At 34.3% G+C, this 22,022-nt stretch carries 14 protein-coding genes; 8 read left to right on the top strand and 6 right to left on the bottom strand.

Annotated elements, in window-relative coordinates; all coding sequences use genetic code 11:
• Positions 1–107: 107 nt before the first annotated feature.
• Complete coding sequence (locus GXM16_RS08825; RefSeq protein WP_163394132.1) at positions 108–2,252, top strand: S46 family peptidase; 2,145 nt, start codon at positions 108–110, stop codon at positions 2,250–2,252.
• Between the two features lie 99 nt (positions 2,253–2,351).
• On the opposite strand, the gene GXM16_RS08820 is transcribed toward GXM16_RS08825, so the two are convergent.
• Positions 2,352–8,639: an alpha-2-macroglobulin family protein gene (locus GXM16_RS08820; RefSeq protein ID WP_163394002.1), complete on the bottom strand. Its 6,288-nt coding sequence runs from the start codon at positions 8,637–8,639 to the stop codon at positions 2,352–2,354.
• Between the two features lie 162 nt (positions 8,640–8,801).
• Here GXM16_RS08820 and GXM16_RS08815 point away from each other — a divergent pair, with 162 nt between their 5' ends.
• Complete coding sequence (locus GXM16_RS08815; RefSeq protein WP_229684276.1) at positions 8,802–9,461, top strand: tetratricopeptide repeat protein; 660 nt, start codon at positions 8,802–8,804, stop codon at positions 9,459–9,461.
• Positions 9,462–9,525: 64 nt separating this feature from the next.
• Complete coding sequence (locus tag GXM16_RS08810) at positions 9,526–10,881, top strand: UDP-N-acetylmuramate--L-alanine ligase (protein ID WP_163394000.1); 1,356 nt, start codon at positions 9,526–9,528, stop codon at positions 10,879–10,881.
• A gap of 101 nt (positions 10,882–10,982) precedes the next feature.
• On the opposite strand, the gene GXM16_RS08805 is transcribed toward GXM16_RS08810, so the two are convergent.
• On the bottom strand, positions 10,983–11,612 hold the full coding sequence (locus GXM16_RS08805; RefSeq protein ID WP_163393999.1) for a DUF1287 domain-containing protein: 630 nt from the start codon (positions 11,610–11,612) through the stop codon (positions 10,983–10,985).
• A 53-nt stretch (positions 11,613–11,665) separates the two neighbouring features.
• Between GXM16_RS08805 and GXM16_RS08800 the strand changes: the two genes are divergently transcribed.
• Genes GXM16_RS08800 through GXM16_RS08785 form a run of 4 tightly spaced genes read left to right on the top strand, consistent with a single transcriptional unit; the run spans position 11,666 to position 14,302 of the window.
• On the top strand, positions 11,666–12,166 hold the full coding sequence (locus tag GXM16_RS08800; protein ID WP_229684278.1) for a GNAT family N-acetyltransferase: 501 nt from the start codon (positions 11,666–11,668) through the stop codon (positions 12,164–12,166).
• A gap of 10 nt (positions 12,167–12,176) precedes the next feature.
• Positions 12,177–12,866 carry a RadC family protein gene (gene radC / locus GXM16_RS08795; RefSeq protein WP_163393998.1) on the top strand — a complete coding sequence of 230 codons (690 nt, stop codon included), beginning with the start codon at positions 12,177–12,179 and terminating at the stop codon, positions 12,864–12,866.
• A 3-nt stretch (positions 12,867–12,869) separates the two neighbouring features.
• A complete protein-coding gene (locus GXM16_RS08790) occupies positions 12,870–13,556 on the top strand; it encodes a YjjG family noncanonical pyrimidine nucleotidase (RefSeq protein ID WP_163393997.1) in 687 nt (228 codons plus the stop codon).
• Between the two features lie 2 nt (positions 13,557–13,558).
• Positions 13,559–14,302, top strand: a complete 744-nt coding sequence (locus GXM16_RS08785; protein WP_163393996.1) for a hypothetical protein — start codon at positions 13,559–13,561, stop codon at positions 14,300–14,302.
• 14 nt (positions 14,303–14,316) lie between these two features.
• On the opposite strand, the gene GXM16_RS08780 is transcribed toward GXM16_RS08785, so the two are convergent.
• A complete protein-coding gene (locus GXM16_RS08780) occupies positions 14,317–15,594 on the bottom strand; it encodes a replication-associated recombination protein A (protein WP_163393995.1) in 1,278 nt (425 codons plus the stop codon).
• A gap of 217 nt (positions 15,595–15,811) precedes the next feature.
• Between GXM16_RS08780 and GXM16_RS08775 the strand changes: the two genes are divergently transcribed.
• A complete protein-coding gene (locus tag GXM16_RS08775) occupies positions 15,812–16,579 on the top strand; it encodes a rhomboid family intramembrane serine protease (protein WP_163393994.1) in 768 nt (255 codons plus the stop codon).
• Between the two features lie 114 nt (positions 16,580–16,693).
• Here GXM16_RS08775 and rlmB read toward each other — a convergent pair whose 3' ends face one another.
• From rlmB to GXM16_RS08760, 3 genes are all read right to left on the bottom strand, one after another.
• Entirely contained in the window at positions 16,694–17,428 is a 735-nt protein-coding gene (gene rlmB, locus GXM16_RS08770) for a 23S rRNA (guanosine(2251)-2'-O)-methyltransferase RlmB (protein WP_163393993.1), read from the bottom strand.
• A gap of 89 nt (positions 17,429–17,517) precedes the next feature.
• The gene (locus tag GXM16_RS08765) at positions 17,518–18,930 is read right to left on the bottom strand and encodes a SusD/RagB family nutrient-binding outer membrane lipoprotein (RefSeq protein ID WP_163393992.1); all 1,413 of its coding nucleotides are present in this window, start codon (positions 18,928–18,930) and stop codon (positions 17,518–17,520) included.
• 17 nt (positions 18,931–18,947) lie between these two features.
• Complete coding sequence (locus GXM16_RS08760; RefSeq protein WP_163393991.1) at positions 18,948–22,022, bottom strand: SusC/RagA family TonB-linked outer membrane protein; 3,075 nt, start codon at positions 22,020–22,022, stop codon at positions 18,948–18,950.

The following is a 22,022-nucleotide window of genomic DNA, read 5'->3' as shown; positions in this document are numbered from 1 at the left end:
TCGTAATTTAATTATAAAATAAGATCAACAGATTGCATTTTCAAAGACAATTGCATGATGAAATTGTGAAAATGAATTATCTTCGCAAGACTAATTCAAATATTATGATGAAAAGAATAGTTTTATTTTTAACGATGTGCCTTATGGCATTTCCTGTAAGAGCCGATGAAGGAATGTGGTTCTTAATGTTTATCGAAAGGCTGAATCACAGAGATATGCAGAAAATGGGTCTGCAATTGACTGCCGAAGAAATCTACAGCATTAACCATCACAGTTTAAAAGACGCTATTGTACAATTCAATGGAGGTTGTACCGCTGAAATCGTTTCAAAAAGCGGATTGGTTTTAACGAATCACCACTGTGGTTACGATGCAATTGCTGAACTTTCAACTGCTGAGCAAAATTATTTGAAAGATGGTTTTTGGGCAAAAGAAAAAAGTGCCGAAATGAAACCAAAATCATTATACGTTCGTTTCTTCGTGCGTATGGATGATGTTTCTAAAAGAATTTTGTCCAAAGTAAATCCTACCATGACAGAAACAGAAAGAAACAAAATCATTCAGCAGGAAATTGCTTTAATCGAAAAAGAAAATAACGAAGGTGGGAAATATACAGTTTCGGTTCGTCCTTTCTTTCAGGGAAATGAATATTATTATTTCGTTTATCAGGATTATACAGACGTTCGTTTAGTAGGCACTCCTCCTGAAAGTGTTGGTAAATTTGGTGGAGACACTGACAACTGGGAATGGCCTCGTCAGACAGGAGATTTCTCAATGTTCAGAGTATATGCTGACAAAGACGGAAATCCTGCAGAGTATTCTAAAGACAACGTGCCTTTGCAGCCAAAACATTATCTGCCTGTAAGCATTAAAGGAGTAAAAGAAAATGATTTTGCCATGATTTTAGGGTATCCGGGAAGAACAAACCGTTGGATGCCGGCTGGCGGAATCGAGCAAAACATAAAATATGCTTATCCTGCATGGGTTGAAGGTGCTAAAACCGGAATGGACCAAATGAAAAAGTATATGGATAAAGATGCTACTGTTCGTCTACAATATGCGTCTAAATATGCTTCGACTGCAAATTACTGGAAAAACCGTCAGGGTATGATTGATGCGTTGACCAAAGCCGGAACAGTAGATATAAAAGCTGCGCAGGAAGATAAATTCTATGAGTGGGCGAGTAAACCTGCTAATAAAGAGAAATACGAAAATGTTATTCCAACGATAAATGATTATTACAGAGAAACAAATTTAAAAGCAACTCACGATAATTATTTGATTCAGCTTTTACGTACTTCAGCTCTTGCAACTGGACCGGCAACTTTAGGAAATGCATTAATTGCCTATTCTAAAGAAAATGATGCTAAAAAAGCAGAAATGCTGCCTAAAATCAACGCAATGGTTGAGGATATTTATGGTGAATTTTATGCTCCGTTAGAAAAAGATGTATTAACCGCACAATTAAATTTATATGCTTCTAAAGCGGCAGAATACGGTTTAGCACCACAAATTGCTAAAATGAAAGCAGCTAATAACGGTGATTTTACAGCAGATATAGCAAAAGCGACTGAAACCAGTTTTTTTGCATCTAAAGAAAAAGTGTTAGAATATCTGGCAAGTCCAAAACCAGCTGCACTTCCATTGGATCCTTTGTATATTATTTCTACCGATTTATTGACAAAATATCGTGCTAAATCACCGGATCAGGCAAAAGCTGATGACGGATTTGCAACTGCTTACCGCGTTTTGGTAGAAGGTTTAAGAGAATCAAAACTGAATACAGTTAAATATCCGGACGCAAACTCTACTTTAAGATTATCTTACGGAAAAGTTCGTGCTTTGCCTACAGATCCTCGTAACGATGCTAAAATCAACAACTATACTACTATGGAAAGTATGGTGAAAAAGTATAAAGCAGGTGATCAGGAATTTGATTTGCCGGCTCGTTTATTAGAATTGAACAAAGCAAAAGACTTTGGTCAATATGCTGATAAAGCTGGATATATGCCGGTAAACTTCTTAACAGACAATGATATTACAGGAGGGAATTCAGGTTCTCCGGTTCTTAACGGAAAAGGAGAGTTAATCGGAATTGCTTTTGATGGTAACATCGAAGCAATGGCCGGAGACGTAATTTTTGACTCTAAATTACAAAGAACAATCAACGTAGATATTCGTTACGTACTTTGGATTATCGACAAATATGCCGGAGCCAAAAACATTATTGACGAATTAACGATTGCGAAATAATTTCAATTTATTTATAAAATTAAAACCCGACAGGTTCTGAAACTTGTCGGGTTTTTTATCGATATTTCTTTTGGAATTTGGAATTTAAAATTTGGAATTTCAGTTCACCTTAACCCGAATCCCTTTCGTATGACTGGTAAATTCCGGTGCATACATACTTTCGATAGTGGTAATTCCATTTGAGAACTCACCGCTGTTATTGACACGGATGTCGTACTCTATTACATAAGTTCCTTTATTTACATGATCAAAGAAAAGATGAGTTGCAGCGTCTTTTGTACTCATATAATATCCTAAACCATCTTTGTATTTATATTCTGAAAGTACATTTACAGGTTCAAAACAGGAGGCTCTCATGTCTTTTAAATGTACATATTCTGTATCTTCTTTAGAAGAAATAATCAATCTTACCGTTACTAAATCACCGGTTTTTAATGGATTTTTAGAGGTGATTTTTTCTAATTCATTTCCTTTGAGAGTACTCTTTTTAAGATACAATTCTTTTGCAACTGATAAAACGGCTCCCGAATTGGTTTTGATTTTATCTAAATCTTCAAAATACTGCCAGTACACACCGCCAAAACCCGGAACTTTCGATTTGTTTTCGATGCTTATTGAAGCCATTTCTTTTTTCACTTCGTCTGCTTTCCAGTTCATTTTGATATAACCCGTTGCAGCTTCTTTTTCATTTTCAGCTAATTTTTTGGTCATGATTTTTTCATCTCCCAGTTTGACAATAGTGTTGTCCTTTACACTCAGCCAGTCGGTTCCCTGCATCAATAACGCATAAACTGCTTCTGTGGTAGATTTTGTCGTTGGCCAGTTTTTGGTTTGTTTGTTTTTTAATAACCACACTTTCATCGCATCAACAGATCTGGTGTCGTTTGTCACTTCGGCGAAAGCCTCAATCAATAAAGCCTGAGTTTCAATTGGTGCCTGATACCAGTACCAGCCTGGTTTATTTGCAATCCAGTACATTCCCCAGTCTTCGTTGTTGGAAGACGTTTCTTTTAAGCTTTCCAAAATGTTTTTGGCCGTATCTTTTTCTCCATAACGATTTAGGGTCAAGGCAGTCATTCCTTTTTCGTAAAGGGAGTAAGAAAGCCAATTATTTTTGGCTGTTTCCAAATATAATTTGGACGCTTTTTTTAATGTATCAGAAAGCGGATATTTCTCCAGATAAAAACTTCTGGCGTAAAGATAATGCAAATCAAAATGCGGATTAATCCAAATGAGTTTGTCAGCTTTTTTGATGTTTTTGGTTCTGATTCTATAATGTTCCAGAAATTTAGAATCTATATATGGAATTCCGGTTTTTGCAATTTCATCAATTTGCGAAGCGTGGCCTTTGCTCAATTTAGACAAATGTCCCAAACCTGCCAGAATATGTCTGGTAATATATTCGTTCTCGTCACTTCCGTCAAACCACGAAAATCCTCCTGAAGCTTTTTGTTTTTGTTTTAGTTTTTGAAAAGTCGCTTCCTGAGAAGTTTTCATCTTTTCCAAATCAAATAAAAGAGCCAGATTTTTTTTCTTTTCCTCTTCACTTTGGGCATCTTTCAGCCATGGTGTTTCAGCGAGAATAATTGATTTTAATTCTTCGTTTTCTTCTAATTTAGAATTCAGTTTTCCGTTTTTTCTCCAGTCTTCAAAAACAGTTGCGATTTTCGGATTACTCGAAATAACTTCAGAAGCCAAAGCATTTGCATAAAAGCGGGCAAAAGTCTGCTCGGCACATTCATGCTCATATTCCATCAGATACGGAAGGGACTGAATTGCAATCCATGTTGGGTTTGACGTATATTCTAAAGTAAACTGATGGTTTCTTAAGGTTGTTGAAGTATTATTTTTTAAATTCTCAAACGTATATTCTTTGAAAGAATTCTCGCGAACCCAAATCGGAATACTTTCTGTAACCAGCATATTATTGGTTAGAACCGGAAGTATGCTTTCTTCACCATCAGAGAAACTATCTGATTTAGCCAAAATTTTATATTGAACGCCCTGCAAACCTTCCGGGATTGTAATTTTCCAGTTTACCTTTGTGTTTCCGTAAGCCGGAATTGTAAAGTTTTTTATATTATCAGCATTTAGCATTTTGGCATCAATGGGCTGCATGGTAGTGGCGTCAAAGAATTGTAAAACGGAGATTCCGGTTTTGGCTTTGGCGGTAACATTCGAAATTTTTGCACTGATTACAATTGTATCTTTTTCTCTAAAAAAGCGTGGGAAGTTAGGCAAAACCATCAGTTCTTTTTGAGTTACTACGCTTTTTTCCAAATAACCGGAAACAGCATCTTTATTATGTGCCATCAAACGAAGTTTCCAGGCTGTTAAAGCTTCGGGTGAAGTAAAATTGAAACTCACTCTTCCTTTAGAATCTGTTTTTAAATTGGGAAGGAAGAATGCGGTTTCTGATAAATTTTTTCGAGCTTGTATCCGGTTTAAGGCTTCCAGGTCTTTTTCAGTGATTTTTTTGAATGATCCGACTTGCAATGGTTCATCAACTCCTGCCGTATTATAGACATTGTTGTCTTCTTCTACAACCATTGCTACTGCTCCTGTACTATCTTTCTTTTTTAGGGAACCGTAACCCACAACGACCACTTCTTTTAAATTATCTATATCATCAGCGAGTTGAATGTTGATTTCTTTTATGTTTTCTATTGAGATTGACTGACTCTTATAGCCAATACAGCTAAAAAATAATTCTTCATTTTTTGCGGCTTCTATTTCATAATAGCCATCAACGTCAGAAGTTGCTTTTCGCTGGGTTCCTTTTATAGAAATCAAAACCCCTGGAACAGGTAAGTTGTTTTGATCTGTTATGATTCCGGAGATCTTTTTAGTATCTACAGGCTTCTTTATTTTTTTATTAAGTTGTTTTTGATATTCTCTTTGTTGATGTAATGTGAAAGAATCATGAAAGTTAAACCCGAACCACATCAGCTTTATATTGTTTTCATTGCTGAGTTCTATTTTATTCGGGAGAGGATTTAGATTATGCAGGTACCCTGAAGTGTTTTCAAACCCTAGCCCGGTTTTGTATGTTGCATAATTACCATGGTATTCAGAGAATTTTAAATCCGGCCATTTTTTTTGGTAAAACTGGTCTAAAGAATTGTCGTACATTGAAGCCAGGATTTCGCTTTCTGTATTAGTATTAATAGATTTTAGTTTAAAAGACCAGCTTTCATTGTTTCCGGGTTCTATTTTATTTCTAAAAGTTGCAGTATCCAATTCGAGGCCTTTTTCATCTGTTTTTAGTGTTACGTTTATTTGGGCAGTATGACTTTCGTTTTCAAAAACACTTTGAAAACTGACATTCATCGCTTTTTCAAATTCTTTTTTTATTGGGATTTTGACAAAGCCTTCATGGTTTTGCAAACGAATATTGGTCTCGATATACTGTTTGCTTTTATAATTGCCGTAAGTACTGATATAAAGATCAGGAATTACAGAAGTTAGTTTTATCAATACAAAGCCATCTTTTTTTGCATCTTTATTGATTTGTTCAGCCGTGAAAAGCTTAGAAAAATTGAATCTGTCTTTGTTTTGGAAAAGCTGGAAAATGCTGCTGCTTTCAATATTGTTTTGAAAAGTGTCTTTTGCCGAAAAAACAACTTTATAATTGCCTGATTTGTAATTTGAAATAAAGTTAAGGGCTATTTTTTTATCTTTTTCAGTATCAATTTTTTTGGTGTAAACCAGGGAATCTGCGGATTCGTCAGTTTCGTTTTTTTCATACGGAAATAATCTTTCGAAATCTTCTTTGGAAATTGATTCTATTTCAGGCTGTTGAAAAATACGTCTTTTGAGTTTATGAGATAACGGACTTGCAAAATAGATTTTTAGTTCGCCTTTAACAGCTGCAAATTCGCCGTTTAAGTTGGTACTGCTTAATATAATTTCATTTTTGTTTTTAGTTTCAATCTGAGCAGGAATAAAGGTTCCTAAAATTAAATCATGATAACCGACTTTGATTGATGTAGAGGCATCACGGGTTTCTCCGTTTATATCTGTTACACTGGCTTTGATGTGATATTCAAAAACGGGAAGCTTTTCTTTTGTTAAATTTTCAGATGGTTTTGCAATAAAATTTATTTCAAATTTTCCTGTAGCATCAGTTTGTGTTTCTCCATTTGAAATCGTTTCAGACTTTCCATTTTTAAAATAGTAGTGACCATTTTCATTAACATAGGGTTTCAGGCTAATTTGATATTTAACAGAGACATTAGAAACAGGGCTTCCTGCAAATGCTGTTGCATTTCCTTTTATTTTTACAGACTGGTTAACCTGAAAAGTCTGCTTTTTAGGTTCGAATTTAACTTCAAATTTTGGACGTTTATACTCTTCGACCCTAAAATCAGTTTGTGAGTTTTCAAATTCAACACTATTCCAGATTGCATATTCCTCTTTTTCCGGGTCATAAATGAATCTGTTTTTATGATCGTTTGGGGTTACAATCCTGATTCCGTAATAACCGTTTTTTCCATTTTTAGGTAAATCAAATTCACCAGAAAATGATCCAAATTCGTTAGTGGTAACTTCAAATTCTTTAAAATCGTTATAGTTGGCATCTGTAATGGCAATTTTGAAAACCGAGTTTGGTAAAACAGAGGTTTTGTCGTTGTTTTTTTGTGTAGCGATTCCTTTAAAATATACTTTCTGACCAGGACGATAAATAGCTCTGTCCAAATAAAAGCTGACTTTTCCTTTGGTTTTCTCTGTAGAATGGTTGCTATAATCGTAAACGCTATTTAAATTTCTTTTGCGAATTGAAAGTGTATCATTTGGTGTTGAAAATTGGATATAATCGTCGCTATAATAATTGTTTTCTATTTTTTCAAACGATGCTACGCCATTATTGTCTGTTTTGATAATTTGTTTAGGTGTTTGTATGGTTACGTTTTCTAATGGAAATCCTGTTTTTCGGTCTACAATCTGAAAAATATCTTTTAAATTTTCCTTTTTAGCCAAAACAGCAATATTTGAAACTGTAATAAAATCAAAAGCAAACGCCTTTGCATTTTTTATGAGAGAATTGCTTTCAAAATAAATTACATAACAGCCTTTTTCAAGTTTAGGTAAAAGTATTTCTGTAGAATATTGAAAATAATCTTTTTTGTTTAGAAGAGTGTAGTCCTTAGAAACTATTGGTTTTTGTTTCTCCAGAACGGAGTGTGTCAAAATATCTGAATATTTGGGGAACTTACTTAATTCGGCTAATTGTTTTTGGGTGATTTTGAAAAATGAAACTTTTAAGTGGTCAATATTGTTGTATTTTATAAAAGCTCTTGTGTTCTCATCCTTATAATTGTTTTCCTGAAGCTGGACATATAAGCTTTTTGAGTTGAGCTGTTTTTTTTCGCGGCTGGCTAGTTTGTAAGTGTTAGAATGATTATTAACGACCAAAATACTGTCCAGTAATTTGGCCGCTTTAATTTTATAATCAGGGTATGTGTTTTTTGAGGCAAGCTGAAGATAAACCAGTGCTTTTTCTAATCTGATTTTTTGAATTAATTCTTCATTCGTAGAAATATTCTGCAAATCAATTAGCGATAAAAGATAGTCTTCATTGTTTTCAATTACGTATTTTTTACAAAATTGTATTCTTCCCCACTGATTTTCTGAACCAGGATGAATTTTTTCCTGTTGTTGATATAGATTTAAAACTTCTTTCAGAGGCTGGTTAGTCACAAAATCCAGATTCAGGTTTATAAAATCTTTTGAATTTGCCAATAGTTCTTTTTTATGCTTTGAAAATTCTTTTTTGTCTATTTCCCATTCTTTTATTTTTGATGAATAGTAGACAATATTTTCTTTTAAAAGGTAGTCATATAAAGTTTGGTTTTTAAACTCTTCATCAGTCAAATAATCAAATACAGCTTCGTATTTTGTCAGTGGTGTGTTTTTTAAAACGGCTTCATTTTCTATGGTCTTTTTGTAAGCATTATTAATTTGATCATTAAAAGTAGTTTCTGTCCATGTCATAAAATCTTCATCCAGACTTGAAGTGTTTATTCTGTCATACAAAATATATTGATTGTTGGAATAATAATCATTCAGGCATTTTGCATAAACAAAATTTAAGATAGCTTTTGACGGAATAGAAACCCGGTCAATATCCTTTTTGAGATTGTTAAGGATTTTAGTCTGGGCGTTTTCATCCACAACCTGTAAATATTTTGAATGGTAAAAAAAGCATTTTATCATCTGCACTTCATCTTTTTCGGATACAGCTTTTTTATAAATTTCAGTTACTATTCCACTGGCAGATTTGACCTTGCCTTCGTTCTCAAGAGCAATAACTTTATTCCATTTTTTATCCGTTTGTGCAAATAGGCCAGAAGTCAGCAACAAAAGAGCAAGTACAATTTTTTTCATAAAGTGGGTTTTACTTATATAGAGAGTGTTTTTTGTAAAAAGGTTGGGAGAGGAGTAAAATAATTTTCGTACAAATTACTAATTTATCTCTAAAAGCAAATAATCGATTCTATATTTCGTTATTTTTGATAGATGAGACAGCTGATAATTTTTTTCGTTTTGATGCCATTTCTTTTATGGTCACAATCCAATTTTGAAAAGGGGGAAAAGTTATTTCATGCCAAAAAATATAAAGAAGCTGAAGCTGTCTTTGAAAAGAATTTAAAACATTATCCCAATGATATTAAGACTCTGGAACGTTTGGCCGATATTTCTGCAGAAGAAAAACAATGGGAAAAAACAGCTTTATATTATAAAAAGCTAAAACAGTTAAAACCAACAGAAGCAGATTATTTTTATAAGTATGGAGGATCTTTAGGAATGCGTGCATTACAAGTGAATAAAATTAAGGCATTCGGAATGGTAGATGACATGAAATCTTCATTTGAAAAAGCGATAGCCTTAGATCCAAAACATCTTCCAGCACGCTGGGCGTTGATCGAATTGTATTTGCAATTGCCCGGAATAGTTGGCGGAAGTGAATCGAAAGCCCTGAAATATTCTAACGAACTGGCGAAATTATCACCCGTTGATGGTTATCTGTCTAAAGGCAGAATTGATGAGTATTTTAAAAGATACGATTCGGCAGAAAAAAATTATAAAAAAGCACATGAAATTGGCAATTCAAAAGTTACATTTCAAAAATTATATAATTTATATTTGAACAAATTAAAAGAGCCTAAAAAAGCTCAGGAATTAAAGCGAAAATTTGACTCAAAATAATCAAATAGCACATACTAAATTCTAAGATTATCGGGGATTTAGAACTTAAAAATTGAAATTTTAAATGAAAACACATTTCATCGCCATAGGCGGAAGCGCCATGCACAATTTAGCATTAGCATTACATAACAAAGGATATCAGGTTACAGGAAGCGATGATGCTATTTTTGAACCTTCAAAATCAAGACTGGAAAAAAAAGGAATCCTTCCTGCAGAAATGGGTTGGTTTCCTGAAAAAATAACCTCAGATATTGAAGCAGTTATTTTAGGAATGCATGCAAAAGCAGATAATCCCGAATTGCTGAAAGCACAGGAATTAGGTTTAAAAATTTATTCGTACCCGGAATTTTTATACGAACAATCAAAAAATAAAACCCGCGTTGTAATTGGTGGTTCTCATGGAAAAACAACCATTACTTCGATGATTTTGCACGTCATGCATTATCATAATGTAGCAGTTGATTATATGGTTGGTGCGCAACTGGAAGGTTTTGATACCATGGTGCATCTAACAGAAGAAAACGATTTTATGGTTTTGGAAGGAGATGAATATTTGTCTTCACCAATAGACCGTCGTCCGAAGTTTCACTTATATCAGCCAAATATTGCCCTGATTTCAGGAATTGCCTGGGATCATATCAATGTTTTTCCAACGTATGAAAATTACGTCGAACAATTTGAAATTTTTATTGCTAAAATTACAAATGGAGGGATCCTGGTTTACAACGAAAATGACCCTGAAGTAAAACGTGTTTCAGAAGCAGCAACAAACCCAATTAGAAAATTACCTTACCATACGCCAAATTATACTGTAAATGATGGTGTAACACTTTTAGAAACCCCGGAAGGCGATATGCCAATCGAAGTTTTTGGCGCACATAACCTGAATAATTTAGCCGGAGCCAAATGGATCTGCCAGAACATGGGTGTGGATGAAGCCGACTTCTACGAAGCAATTGCAAGCTTTAAAGGTGCTTCAAAACGATTGGAAAAAATTGCAGAAGGAAAAGGAAAAGTAGCTTACAAAGATTTTGCACATTCACCAAGTAAAGTGGTTGCAACTACCAAAGCGGTAAAAGAGCAATATCCAAACCGGAATTTAGTAGCTTGTTTGGAATTACACACATACAGTAGTTTAAATGCTGAATTTTTAAAAGAATATGAAGGCGCTTTAGAATATGCTGATGTTGCAGTTGTATTTTATTCACCGGATGCAGTAAAAATCAAGCAATTGGAAGAAGTAACTTATGAGCAGATCGCAACTTCATTCAATAGAGAAGATTTAATTATTTATACCAATCCAACCGAATTCAAAGAATATTTATTCAACTTAAATCTGGATAATTCTGCTTTGCTTTTAATGAGTTCAGGAAACTACGGCGGATTAAATTTTGATGAAGTAAAAGAATTAATTAGATAATTAGTCAATTTGAAAATTAGATAATTTGCCGATTGTTGTGTACAATCGGCTTTTTTTTTACTGTAATTTAAAATTGCCTCACTGGCACATTATCTCATTCTCTAATTTTCATATTTAAAATGTCCGACAATTTTATATTCAAACAAACAATCTTCTAAAACCTGTCCGCCTCCAACATTATGAACAATTAGATTTCGCTCTCCATCAGCTGATTTTTTGCTGGTAACGATTCCGATATGTGGGAGTTTGTTATTGATCATCCATGTAACTATTTCACCAGTTTTATAATCTTTTCCATTTTCAGTAACAGGTAATTTTGTTCCTTTTCTTTCAAAAAAAACTTCCAGGTTCGGAACTCTCCGATGGTCGATATTGGTATCGGTTTTAGTCATTCCCCATTTTTTTAAATTTGGATAAAGATTAAAATTAGCTTTCATGTCTTCATGGACCTCTTTTTGCAAATCAATATCTAATTTTCGATAGACACGAATAACAACATCTGTACAAACACCTTTGTTACTGGGTACATCACCATTTGGATATGCTATTGCAAAATAGGCCGGATCATAATCTATCGATGGATCAATTATAGATATTGCTGCTTCTGAAAGTTTTTCCTCAAAAGTTTTTGCGGTAGTTTGATTTGTCTTAAGAAAGGCTAAGCTGTTGTTTTCTTTTTGATTACAGGAAAAAATAGAAAACAATATTATAACTGTAGAAATGGTTTTCATCTTTTTTTGTTTTAAAATTAAGAATAATCAAAATAACAAATTGTTTTTAATGAATGATTTTTCTTATTTTTGAAAACATTGATTACAATTATATGCTCAAAAAAAATAAAGTTGTCCACACAACAAGCGAAAATCCTGATTTCATATTTTTATACAACACTTTCGATACTTTTTTATGGGAGCGCTATCCGGAATTAAAAACGGATTATTGGGGTAATAATGTAATTGAATTCAATCCAAATGTGGTTATTCTCTATTTAAATGATCGACCAGTAGGTTGTGGCTGTTTCAAAAAGTATAGTGAAACTGCTGCCGAATTGAAAAGAATGTTTGTTTTGCCTGAGGTAAGAGGGCTGGGAATAGCGCAGCAAATTATTAAGGAAGTCGAAAGTAAAGCAATAGAGCAGGGTTTTAAAATGCTGATTTTAGAGACTTTATATAAGCAGTTGGAAGCAATAAATCTGTATCAAAAAATGGGTTTCGAAATAATTGAAAATTATGAACCTTATATAGGCCTGACAAACAGTATTTGTATGAGCAAAAACATTATTTAAATATACGCCAATGGAAGTAGCACATTTTCCTATTACAAACTGGTCAGAAGACGACCGTCCCCGCGAAAAATTAATGCTGAAAGGCAAAAATGCTTTGAGCGATGCCGAATTAATTGCCATTTTAATCGGTTCCGGTAGCCGAAACGAGTCGGCAGTTGATTTGAGTAAAAGAATTTTGGCTAGCGTTGATACTTTAAATTCATTGGGAAAAATGTCTTTGGGTCAGCTTACGAATTTTAAAGGAATAGGGGAGGCAAAGGCTATTGCAATTATTGCAGCTCTGGAATTAGGAAGACGCCGAAGAGCCGAGGACACTGTAGAATTAACAAAAATTACATCCAGTAAAATTGTTTTTGAAATCATGCAGCCTATTATTGGTGAACTTCCACACGAAGAATTTTGGGTGCTTTTTCTGAATAATTCCAATAAAGTGATTTTGAAATCGCAATTAAGCAAAGGTGGTATTTCCGGAACTATTGTAGATGTGCGCTTAGTATTTAAGGTAGCTTTAGAAAATGGTGCAACAGGCTTGATTTTATGCCACAATCATCCTTCCGGTGGGTTAACACCGAGTGATGCAGATAAGCAGATCACTAAAAAAATAAAACAAGCTGGAGATAGCTTAGATGTTAAAGTTTTGGATCATCTTATTATAACTGAAACAAAATATTATAGTTTTGCAGATGAAGGAATTTTATGAGTTATGAATAAAAATATTACCGATGTTTTTTTTGATCTGGACCATACACTTTGGGACTTTGACAGAAATTCAGAATTAGCCTTTAATCGAATTTTTCTAAGTAAATTTCCTGAAATTTCCTGTCAGGATTTTATCCAAAAGTACATTCCTGTAAATCAGGCTTGCTGGAAATTATATCAGAACGATAAAATTACGCATCAGGAATTACGTTATAACAGACTGAAGCACTCCTTTGATGCTTTGGATTTTGTTATTTCAGATGATGATATTAATCAGATTGCAAATGATTATATTGAATTTTTAACAGATAATAATCATCTTTTTGAAGGAACAATTGAAATTTTAGAATACCTGAAACCAAAATATAAGTTGCATATTATAACGAATGGTTTTGCCGGAGTTCAGGATAAAAAAATAAATAATGCAGCCCTTTCAGGTTATTTTAGTACTATTACAAATTCAGATTTGGCTGGTGTAAAAAAGCCAAATAGTATTATCTTTGATTATGCTGTTAATCTGGCGAAGGCTTCAAAAGAAAATTGCATCATGATTGGTGACTGCCTCGATGCTGACGTAAATGGCGCTTTGAATGCAGGTTTGGATGCAATTTTTTTTAATGATAAAAAAATTGCAGCACCTGAAAATATTAAACAAATAAATAATTTATTAGAACTCAAAAAATATTTATAATTATGAAAATTAAATTTCTATTGCTTATTTTATTCACGTCCCTAATTGGTTTTTCTCAATCTGTAAATGATTTTAAAGCAGTAATTGTACCGATAAAATTTGATTTTGCAAAAGGGATAAATCCGTACAGGCTTTCTACAATGACAAAAGCAAATTTCGCAAAGGCAGGATTTAATGCCTATTATGAAAATGATCAGCTTCCGGCTGAATTGATGAACCGATGCGATTTACTATATGCAGATGTAAAACGAGACAATGCTTTTTTGGTTACAAAACTTTTTGTAGAGTTAAAAGACTGTTATGGAAAAGTAGTATATACCTCTGAAATAGGTAGAAGTAAAGAGAAAGAATACGAAACAGCATACAGAGAAAGCCTTGATTTAGCTTTTACTTCGATATATAAATTGCAGTATAAATATAATGGTAAAACCGGTGCAGCTTCGGCTATTTTACCTACAGCTGTTGTGACAACATCAACAGTTCCGGTAACTACAAATGCTGCAGCACCTGAAGCGGATATTTCTGATCCTAATTTATTATATGCTCAGCCTACAGAAACAGGTTTTCAGTTAATTGATAAAACGCCAAAAGTAGTAATGAAATTAATGAAAACTTCACGTCCGGATTCTTTTATAGCAATTAAAGATGGCGTTCAGGGAACCTTAAATGCAAAAGACAATCAGTGGTTTTTTGAATATTATAAAGACGACAAATTGGTTTCTGAGAAAGTTTCAGTTAAATTTTAAATATCATTTTGGTTTTAATAGCCATATTTATCTTTCCAGCGGTTCTTTAAAAATTCGCGGTTGCTGTTCTCTCTTGAATTGCTTCCCGGATTGTAAAGAACCGTTTCTTTTATAGCATCCGGTAAAAATTCCTGTTCGGCGAAATTATTGGCATAGTCATGTGAGTATTTATAATCTTCGCCATAGCCTAATTCTTTCATCAATTTTGTTGGTGCATTGCGTAAGTGAATCGGAACAGGAAGATCACCTGTTTGCTTTACTAATTGCTGTGCATTTCCAATCGCCATATAAGACGCATTGCTTTTAGGCGAAGTAGCCAGATAAATAGCGCATTGGCTTAATATAATCCGGCTTTCTGGGTAACCAATAGTAGAAACAGCCTGAAACGTGTTGTTTGCCATAATAAAAGCCGTAGGATTCGCATTCCCAATGTCTTCACTTGATAAAATAAGCATTCTTCGGGCGATAAACTTTACATCTTCTCCGCCTTCGATCATTCTGGCAAGCCAATATACAGCTCCATTAGGATCGCTTCCCCTTATTGATTTTATAAAAGCAGAAACAATGTCATAGTGTTGTTCTCCGGTTTTGTCATACAAAACAGTATTCTGTTGGACGAGTTCAAGAACACGGTCGTTTGTGATTGTTATTTCATCACCAGATGTAGCATTTATAACTAGTTCAAAAATATTGAGTAATTTTCGTCCATCTCCGCCAGAAAGTCTTAATACTGCCTCAGTTTCTTTTAAAATTATTTTTTTTGATGCAAGATAAGAGTCTGCTTTCATAGCCCGATGCAACAAAGCTTCCAGATCATCTTTTGTAAAAGCATTTAGAATATAGACCTGACAACGTGATAATAATGCAGGAATAACCTCAAAACTTGGGTTTTCTGTAGTGGCTCCAATTAATGTAATCCACCCTTTTTCAACAGCAGCTAAAAGGGAATCCTGTTGCGATTTGCTAAAACGATGAATCTCATCAATAAATAAAATCGGATTCTTAGCAGTAAAAAGACCACCGCTTTGTTTTGCTTTTTCGATGACGTCTCTAATGTCCTTAACTCCCGAGTTTATAGCGCTCAGTACATAAAAAGGTCTTTTGGATTCCTGAGCAATAATCTGCGCAAGAGTTGTTTTTCCAGTTCCTGGAGGGCCCCAAAAAATAATTGAAGGAATAATTCCTTTCGAAATTTGCTGCGTTAAGGATCCGTTTGGTCCAACCAAATGACTTTGACTAATATAGTCTTCTAATTTCTGTGGGCGAATGCGTTCTGCTAAAGGTGCTTCCATTTTGTAAAATTACGAGTTTCAATTTTAATTCTATTTTTTTAGGAGCTAATTCCTGCTGTCCGCTATATCTTTTTTGGCAGAAAAAGCCAAAAAAGGATGCCGCTTCCATCAGGGCTATTAATCGTGGTCCGGGATATTTCTGTTTTGCTGACAAATTATCAGTAAATTGTAATTGGATAGTTTTTTGATGATAAAAGTAGTATTTGATTTTAAAAACATGAGCGATAACCATTTTAAGTTTACTAACTCATTAGTTGGACTTCCGGCTTTTTTTATCCTTTTTCTGTGGATTATCTATTGGGTTCAGATTCGTTTTGATTTCGATTTTTATCAAAACGGAATTTATCCACGGGATTTCTCAGGTTTGCAGGGTGTAGTATTCAGTCCGTTTATTCATGAAAATTTAAATCATCTCTATAATAACTCGATTCCGCTTATTGTATTATTCCCGGCATTACAGTTTTTTTATCCCAAACAAGCTTTAGGGGTCATTGGTTATGGAATTCTGTTTTCGGGTTTAATTACTTGGTTTATAGGTCGTGAAAATTATCACATCGGGGCTAGTGGATTAATTTATGTTTTGGTAAGTTTTATATTTTTTAAAGGTATTCAGACCCGATATTATCGTTTAGTAGCATTATCATTCGCAGTAGTTTTACTTTATGGAGGAATGATTTGGTATGTTTTTCCAGATGTTGATCAGAATATTTCCTGGGAGGGACATTTGGCAGGTTTTATAACCGGATTTAGTATGTCTTTACTTTATAAAGTTCCTCAATATGCAAAACCAATTGTTTACGACTGGCAAAGACCTGATTTTGATCCTGCTCAGGACCCCTTTATGAAGCATTTCGATGAAAATGGAAACTTTATAAATACAGAAGTTCCGGAAGCAGAGTCTGAAATAATATTATCTTATTTTAATTCTGATATTCCTGTTAATTATATTATGACCAAACCAAAAGCAGAAGACAAAAGTTTGTAATAATTAGTTTTTATTTATGATAAGTTCTATTTAAATCGTTGAATACCGAATCTTAGTTAACAAAAAACACCTCAATTGAGGTGTTATGTTCTTTTGGATATAAAATTAAACTTTTTAGTTTCTCTGGCGAACAGCTTCATATAAGAAAGCTCCACAGGCAACAGAAACATTCAATGAACCAATAGAACCAAACATGGGAAGTTTTGCTTTTTCATCTACAATTTTTAAAACGGAAGGGTTAATTCCTCTGTCTTCAGATCCCATGATAATAGCTACAGGTTCGTTCAATTCTAAATCATAAATATTTTGTTCTGTTTTTTCAGTTGCAGCTACCGTTTTTATTCCTGATCCCTGAAGATAAAATATAGCGTCTTTAATATGCTCAACTTTACAAATAGGAACATTGAAAACTGCTCCCGCAGAAGTTTTTACAGTATCTCCGTTGACAGGGGCAGATCCCGCTTTTTGCACAATAATACCATTTACCCCTGTACATTCAGCAGTTCTGATAATTGCACCAAAATTTCTTGCATCGGAAATCTGGTCTAATATTAAAAACAGAGGTTTTGCACCGGATTCAATTGTAGATTCAACAAGATGTTCCAGATCTATAAATCCAATAGGGGATATAGTAGCAACAGCTCCCTGATGATTATTTGGTGTTAAGCGATTTAGTTTTTCCACAGGAACATAGGAAAAATTAATGTTAGCGCGTTTCATCACTTTCATCAAATCTTTCATTAACTCACCCGAAATTTCTTTTTGGATGAATACTTTATCTACTTCTTTTCCTGCCTGAATGGCTTCTATAATGGCTCTGATTCCAAATATTTGATGTTCTTTTTCCATGTTGCAAATGTAGGTATAATGTTTTATATAAAAAAAACCACTCTGAATGAACAGAGTGGTTTTACTTATTTAGTTTTTTAAACTAATAATTAATTAGCGTCCCACCAAATTTTAGAAGTTATGTTACTAACGACAGTAGCGTTTGGATTAGAAGTTCTCTCATCCGATGGAGTTGGAAATCTTACAGGAATAGTTTTAGTAGTAGAATTTTGGTTAGGCACCAAAGCTGGAAAACCAGTTCTTCTGTAATCATTATATGGCTCCATGGTTAAGAATAAAGCAATATATTTTTGTTGTATAATGTTAGCAATATCAAATGTAGCAGTTGCATTCGCTAAGAAAGTGGCTGATGGCGCAACACCAGTAATTCTCGTTACAGAAGCAGTTACAGCTTCTTGTAATGCAGTTTGTGCGCCAGCAGTTTGACCTAATCTGGCTTTAGCTTCTGCTTCAATAAATTTTGCTTCAGCATAAGTTACTATTCCTACTGACCAATCTGGATTAGCGAAGCCTTTTTGTGTAATTGGTAGACCTGGATTAAAGTAACCTCCTATATAAGAAGATGATGTCGTAGAGTAATCCTCAGGAGCATTTCCTTTATAGGTACCAGATTTTTCTTGGACCATGAAGGGTAATCTAGGGTCATTATTTGTAACTAAATAATCTACAAAGTATTTACCCATTTTCATGTAGTCTCTACGTTCAACATTATAGGCATACCACTGGTTTAATTCGTTTGAATTAGTAGTGAAAAAAGTATTAGCATCATCAGCATTTGAACTTATACCAGATGCAGTAATAAAATCTAAAGCTTTTTGTGCTGCATTAGAGTCGACCTCTGTTAGTCTTAAGGCAAATCTTGCTTTTAAGACATATGCAATTTTAATCCATTTTGCGGTATTTCCATTAAAAATATAATCATCACTACCAGGAACTGAAAGGTTACTGGAAGCTGGTTTTTTTAAATTAACAATAGCTTCATCTAGAATGGTTTGTAATCTTTGGTAGATTTCCTGCTGAGTATTGTATTTTGGTGCTCTGATGCCTTCTGCCGCTCTAAAAGCTTCATCATAAGGGATATCTCCCCAGGCATCAGTTGCATAACCTAAGTTAATAGCCGTTAATACCTGGCCAATGCCATTATAATAAGGATAGTTAACTGCAAAATCACGGTTTAAGATATGACCACTTATTAATGAGGTTCCATAAATCGTATTCCATTCATTATTTACATCTTGTTCTGAAAGTACGTAGCGTTGAGGGTCTTCTAATTGTCCAATATTTGTTCCGGCTAAATGCTGGTCAAAAATACTAGAAACTCTGATTAGTCCACTAGTGTGTGTCGAAAACGTAGATAATTCCATTGCTGCCAATAATAAACTTGGAGTGGTGGTTGTTGGGTCATTAGGGTTTTCGTTAAAGGTGTCTAATTCAGTCTGACAGCCGGTTAGTAAGCTAATACTAACAGCTGAAAGAATTATACTTTTTATATATTTTTTCATTTTATTTTATATTAAATTTAAAAACCTACTTTAACAGTCATTATGAATGATTTGCTTCCAGGATTATTAAAGTAATCTAATCCATTGATTCTTGATCCTGCTCCAGTTAAGCTGGTTTCAGGGTCAACACCTTCATAATTGGTATTTAACCATAAGTTTCTACCTGTAAATGATATTTGTGCTGAACTGATAGCTGTAAATCTTTTTACATCAAAATCATAGCTTAGAGTAACATCACGTAATCTAATCCAGTTAACATCAGTAGTAGCCTGTTCTTCAGCTCCACCACCATCGCCGAGATATTTTCTGAAATAATCCTGTGCAGATATTGGTGTAGTATTGGGAGTTCCGTCAGCTTTAACTCCATCCACAATATAAGTTCTTTCTCTGTCTCCGGATGCTTCAGATACACCAAAATTATGCAATCTGGCTAATGTTCCATTGTAAACAGTTCCTCCGTATCTGATATCTAATAATCCTGATAAAGTAACTCTTTTGAAGGTAAATGTATTTCTGATTCCACCTGTCCATTTTGGGGCAGAATTTCCTAAGTTTCCTACATTTCCGCCGTCAGCTATTACTGGAATACCGTTTGCATCAATAATTTTATTTCCATTAGCATCACGTTCCCATTTTCTTCCGTAAAAACTTCCTAATGGTTGTCCTTTTACAGCATAATAACCGATTGATCCAAAAGCAGTTTCAATCGAGATTTCATCTAAGCCACCAGCAATATCGGTTACCTCATTTACGTTTATAGCCCAGTTTGCGTTGATATTCCATTGGAAAGCATTTCCTTTCTTAAAAATATCATATCCTAATTCAACCTCTAGTCCTTTGTTTGTTAATTCAGCAGCATTTTGATATACTGATGTGAATCCGGATGATGCTGGTAATGGTAAAACAATTAATAAGTCCTTAGATGTTTTGTAATAAGCATTAATATCAAATGATAAGCGGCTGTCAAAAAATTTGGTGCTTAAACCTACTTCATGTCCTAATACTCTTTCTGGTTTTAAGTCCTGATTTCCTAATTCGCCGGAAACTGTCATACCGTTTGTATTATTATAAGGGAAGCTTAATCCATCGGTAAAGCCATCTGTCATAAATGGAGACGTAAAGGTGCTTATAGTTCTGTAAGTTGCCGGTGCGATACCTACTTCTCCATATCCGTAAGTTAGCTTCGCAAAACTTACTGCTTCAGGTAAATCAAATGAACTTGTTATTACCCATGAAGCTGAAGCTGCTGGGAAAATTGCACTATTAGCGTTAGTTCCGTAGGTAGAAGACCATTCTTTTCTAATGGAGCCTGTAACAAAAAGCTGGTTTTTAATGTCAAATTCTAATTGCCCAAATAAGGCTCTTGACATAATGTTCTCTTCTGTATTAGAAGCATATCGCTGTGTTGTATTGCCTAAGTTGTAAACTCCTCTTACAGCAAGCTGTTTACCTCTGGAAAATACATCAGTATTTTGGAATGAACGTAAGTTAAGACCAGCTGTATAATTAATTTTTAGCCATTCTGTTTTTAACGGCAATAATCCGCTTGCAATAAAGTCACCATAAAATTCTTTGTTGGTAATGTTGTTAAATGCAACCTCACCAATTCCACCAAGACTATCTCCATTAGATGAAATTGCAAATATTTGTTTGCGGTAGTCTGAATAAGTATCAATACCGGCCTTAGCTGTTAAAGATAACCAATCACCAGGTGTATATGTCAAGAACATATTTCCAAAAACACGATTTACATCACTTGTTGCAGGATTTTCATTTACAGTAAAATAAGGGTTGTCATAGTTAGGGACATAATTCAAGTTGTTTCCTTCTTCGTCTTTGTAGTTTCTTAAATCATAACTACCAACAGAACGTAGTAAACTTAACATAACACCAGAAACGTTACTTCCGTTTTGAGCTAATGTGTTAGTTGTATGAGTATATTGTAAGCTACCTCCGGTTTTCCATTTATCACTTAACTTTAAATCCCCAACAACTCTTAGGGTATTTCTTTTTAAGTCTGTTTCTGGAATCATACCTGTTTGGGTTACATTTCCATATGAAGCTCTGTAAGTTGCTTTGTTGTCTCCTCCATAAAAGGATATGTTATTTGTGTAAGTTATGCCTTCCTGAAAAAAGTTGTCGACATTGTTATACATTGGCATTCCTAATGACTCTGCAGACGGCCCCCAGCTTTGAGGGGTATTGGTTCTGTAAGTTGGCACTCCAGCTGTTAAATCTCCTTGTACATATTTGTTTTGTCTTGCAGGTAATTGACTTACTTTATCAATTGCCATTGAAGTAGAAAAATCAATTCCTAAACCTTTACCGGCTCTACCTTTTTTTGTAGTGTAAAGGATAACACCATTACCAGCTCTTTCTCCATATAGGGCTGCAGCTGCAGGACCTTTAAGTACTGATACGCTTTCAATGTCATCAGGATTGATATCTAAAGCTCTGTTTGAGTTGTTGATACCTGATAGATTCGCGTTAAAAGGATTGTCTCCTGCGGTAGTTTGACTTGTAGTATTGTCAATTGGCACTCCATCTACAACAATTAACGGGTCAGAATTTCTGTTAATAGTATTAATACCTCTAATAATAATTTTGCTTGATGCTCCTGGAGTACCCCCTGTACCAATAACCTGTACACCCGCAGCTTTTCCGGCTAAAGCTTGTAAAACGTTTTGTTCACCTGATCGGGAAAGTTCTTCTGATGTTACCTTTGATACTGCATATCCTAAAGATTTCTCTGATCTTTTGATACCTAAAGCGGTAACAACCACGCCTTCCAGTTCTACAGAATCGTCTTTCAAACTCACATTAATAGATGTTGAACTTGCAGCTACCTCCTGAGTTTTCATCCCAATGTAGCTAAATACCAAAACCTGGTTTGGTGATGCTTTAATAGAGAATTTTCCATCAAAGTCTGTTTGTGTTCCTGCTTTTGTTCCTTTTACCAATACACTCACACCTGGAAGAGGCATTCCTGCATTGTCAGAAACTGTTCCGGAAACAGCTCTTTCTTGTGCAAATGTGATTTGCGCAACTAGTGCCAATAAAAGCACTAAAAATCCATTGAACTTTAGTTTCAT

Origin of the sequence: Flavobacterium limi, assembly GCF_010645075.1 — a bacterium.
GTDB lineage: Bacteria > Bacteroidota > Bacteroidia > Flavobacteriales > Flavobacteriaceae > Flavobacterium > Flavobacterium limi.
Note: the sequence above shows the minus strand (reverse complement) of the source record. Positions and strands in the feature narration are given on the sequence as shown.